Source organism: Coprobacter sp. (genome assembly GCF_982436375.1).
In genome coordinates this window covers 1-2,285 of sequence record NZ_CEWDCG010000311.1, presented here as the reverse complement: position 1 = coordinate 2,285, position 2,285 = coordinate 1, and the positions used below count along the sequence as shown (strand labels likewise).

Below are 2,285 nucleotides of genomic sequence, written 5' to 3'. Positions count from 1 at the left end.
ACTCTTTCTATTACGGGATAATGTTTAACTTGTCCAACTTTTGGGGGTCACTTCAGAATTCTATTTTGAGACGGCCTATTCTCGATACTTTATTAGTTAGTTTCCGTCTTGCTGGATATTGCCACTTTAATAACTCCGTCTTCCCGATTTTCAAAAATGTGGTAGGCCTTTTCTATTTCAGTCAAAGGAAATCGGTGGGTAATAAGTGGGGTTGTATCTATTTTCCCTTTTTCTATCAAAGTAAGAATCTCGGCACAGTCACATCCGTCCACTCCTCCTGTTTTAAAAGTCAAATTTTTTCCGTACATATAGGGTAAGGGCAGTATTTGCGGCTTATCATAAAGGGCTATGACCGTAACGGTAGCATTGGGACGGGCACATTCCCATGCCAGGCGAAAAGTATCTTCACCGCCTGCTACCTCTAATACGACATCTGCTCCCCCGTGATCACTGTTTTGGAGAACAAACTCCTTACAATTTTCAGGTTCTGTTATCAGTATATCAGGGTAATGTTCACGGATAAAATGAATCCTGTCAGGGGATTTTTCACAAACAATGATACGTTGCGGTTTTTTTAGCATTGTGCAGAGCAGCGTACAAATTCCCGTAGGACCTGCTCCAATGATGAGTACCGTATCTTCTTCAGAAATTTCTGAAATACGGGTTGCCCAAAAGCCTGTGGCAAGAATATCTCCGACGAATAATGCCTGTTCGTCACTGACTGCATCAGGGATACAATTCAATCCTTGATCGGCAAACGGTACTCTGACATACTGGGCCTGACCTCCGTCGATGCGACATCCCAAAGCCCAACCCCCATTGGGATCGGTACAGTTGTTGACATATCCGTGTCGGCAGAAAAAACATTCACCGCAGAAAGTTTCAACATTTACCGTGACTCTGTCACCAGGTTTGACTGATAATACGTCAGCGCCTATTTGTTCAACAACGCCTACCATTTCATGTCCGACAGTTATGCCGGGAATTGCACGTGGTACACTTCCGTGTTTGATATGTAGATCACTGGTGCAAATACTGCTAAGAGTCACACGGATGATTGCATCGCGGGAATCTCTTATTTCTGGTCTTGGCTTTTCCAACAATTTGAATTTTCCGTGTTCAATATAGGTATATGCAAGCATGATGTTCTTTTTAAAGAGTTCTTTTTGTTACAAAAGTAACTATTTTATCCGCAAATCATTCTGCGTCTTCATCCAAAGTTTCGATTAAGAAACTTACCGGGCGAAATCCGTCATTACATGAGATCATGGCCGATTTTTTATTCTTCATCCATCCGTTATAAAAATTGCTCCCGCCATGAGCTAAAGTCATCACAAAAGGCGACATGCTTTGCCAAGCACTCTCGCACATGCCATCAGGTTTTTCCCAACCGTTAGCGATAAATGTTTGTCCTTCTTTCATATCGCATGCATGTTCGATATAGTTTTCATATTTTGCCATTAAATCTCGATAGCAGGCCGTTCGCATAACGGTAATCTTACATTTTTTCATGAAAGTATTGTCTATATTTTGTGCCATAAAGTTAATGAAATCAAATGAGAGATTATATAATATAGTTTCTATTAATTATCTTTGTAACTCAGCAAATGTATAAATAACAAGAATATGTCATTGGGTAGAGTACTTCTTTCTATTATCTTTCCACCGCTTGCAGTATTGGATAAAGGCTGTGGATCTATTCTTATCGTATTTATTCTTACAATAGTAGGATGGGTTCCCGGAGTAATAGCTGCATTAGTTATTTTAAATAAATCGGAAGTATAATACAGGTGTATAAATGATTGTTCGTATTACCGAAAATAAAAAACGATTTCTTAATTTGTTGCTGCTTGCCGATGAGCAGGAATCTATGATAAACCGCTATTTGGAAAGAGGAGAGATGTTTGTCCTTTATAAAAAAGAGATTCCGGTAGCGGCATGTGTTATTACCGATGAAGGAGATAATGTTTGTGAAATAAAGAATATAGCTGTCTTACCTCAATATCAACGACAGGGATATGGCAGACGTTTGATAGATTTCTTATTTGAGCGTTATAAAAAATCTTATCGGGTTATGCTTGTCGGGACGGGAGATACTTTTTCAACTATATCTTTTTATGAACATTGCGGCTTTGTGCGTTCTCATCGTCTTCCCGGCTTTTTTACAGATCATTATGACCATCCGATATTTGAAGAAGGGAAGCAATTGGTAGATATGGTTTATTTAAAAAAAGAATTATGATTTTTTCTCGGAATATTATTTGTTGTTTATTCCGTATCCGAAG

4 protein-coding genes are annotated in these 2,285 nt (G+C 38.9%); 2 read left to right on the top strand and 2 right to left on the bottom strand.

Going from position 1 to position 2,285, the window contains the following annotated elements:
• Positions 1-92: 92 nt before the first annotated feature.
• Together AC1WHX_RS11975 and AC1WHX_RS11970 are read right to left on the bottom strand one after the other, a co-directional pair.
• A complete protein-coding gene (locus tag AC1WHX_RS11975; RefSeq protein ID WP_122337211.1) occupies positions 93-1,142 on the bottom strand; it encodes an alcohol dehydrogenase in 1,050 nt (349 codons plus the stop codon).
• Between the two features lie 55 nt (positions 1,143-1,197).
• Positions 1,198-1,512, bottom strand: a complete 315-nt coding sequence (locus AC1WHX_RS11970; protein ID WP_009319369.1) for a TIGR04076 family protein — start codon at positions 1,510-1,512, stop codon at positions 1,198-1,200.
• Between the two features lie 114 nt (positions 1,513-1,626).
• Between AC1WHX_RS11970 and AC1WHX_RS11965 the strand changes: the two genes are divergently transcribed.
• Entirely contained in the window at positions 1,627-1,785 is a 159-nt protein-coding gene (locus AC1WHX_RS11965; protein WP_022390019.1) for a YqaE/Pmp3 family membrane protein, read from the top strand.
• A 13-nt stretch (positions 1,786-1,798) separates the two neighbouring features.
• On the top strand, positions 1,799-2,242 hold the full coding sequence (locus tag AC1WHX_RS11960) for a GNAT family N-acetyltransferase (protein WP_302544702.1): 444 nt from the start codon (positions 1,799-1,801) through the stop codon (positions 2,240-2,242).
• Positions 2,243-2,285: the final 43 nt, after the last annotated feature.

What these genes read in the sequence shown, in the direction of transcription:
- AC1WHX_RS11975 (WP_122337211.1), bottom strand. Translation starts at nt 1,142, where the DNA reads ATGCTTGCATATACCTATATTGAACACGGAAAATTCAAATTGTTGGAA.
- AC1WHX_RS11970 (WP_009319369.1), bottom strand. Translation starts at nt 1,512, where the DNA reads ATGAAAAAATGTAAGATTACCGTTATGCGAACGGCCTGCTATCGAGAT.
- AC1WHX_RS11965 (WP_022390019.1), top strand. Translation starts at nt 1,627, where the DNA reads ATGTCATTGGGTAGAGTACTTCTTTCTATTATCTTTCCACCGCTTGCA.
- AC1WHX_RS11960 (WP_302544702.1), top strand. Translation starts at nt 1,799, where the DNA reads ATGATTGTTCGTATTACCGAAAATAAAAAACGATTTCTTAATTTGTTG.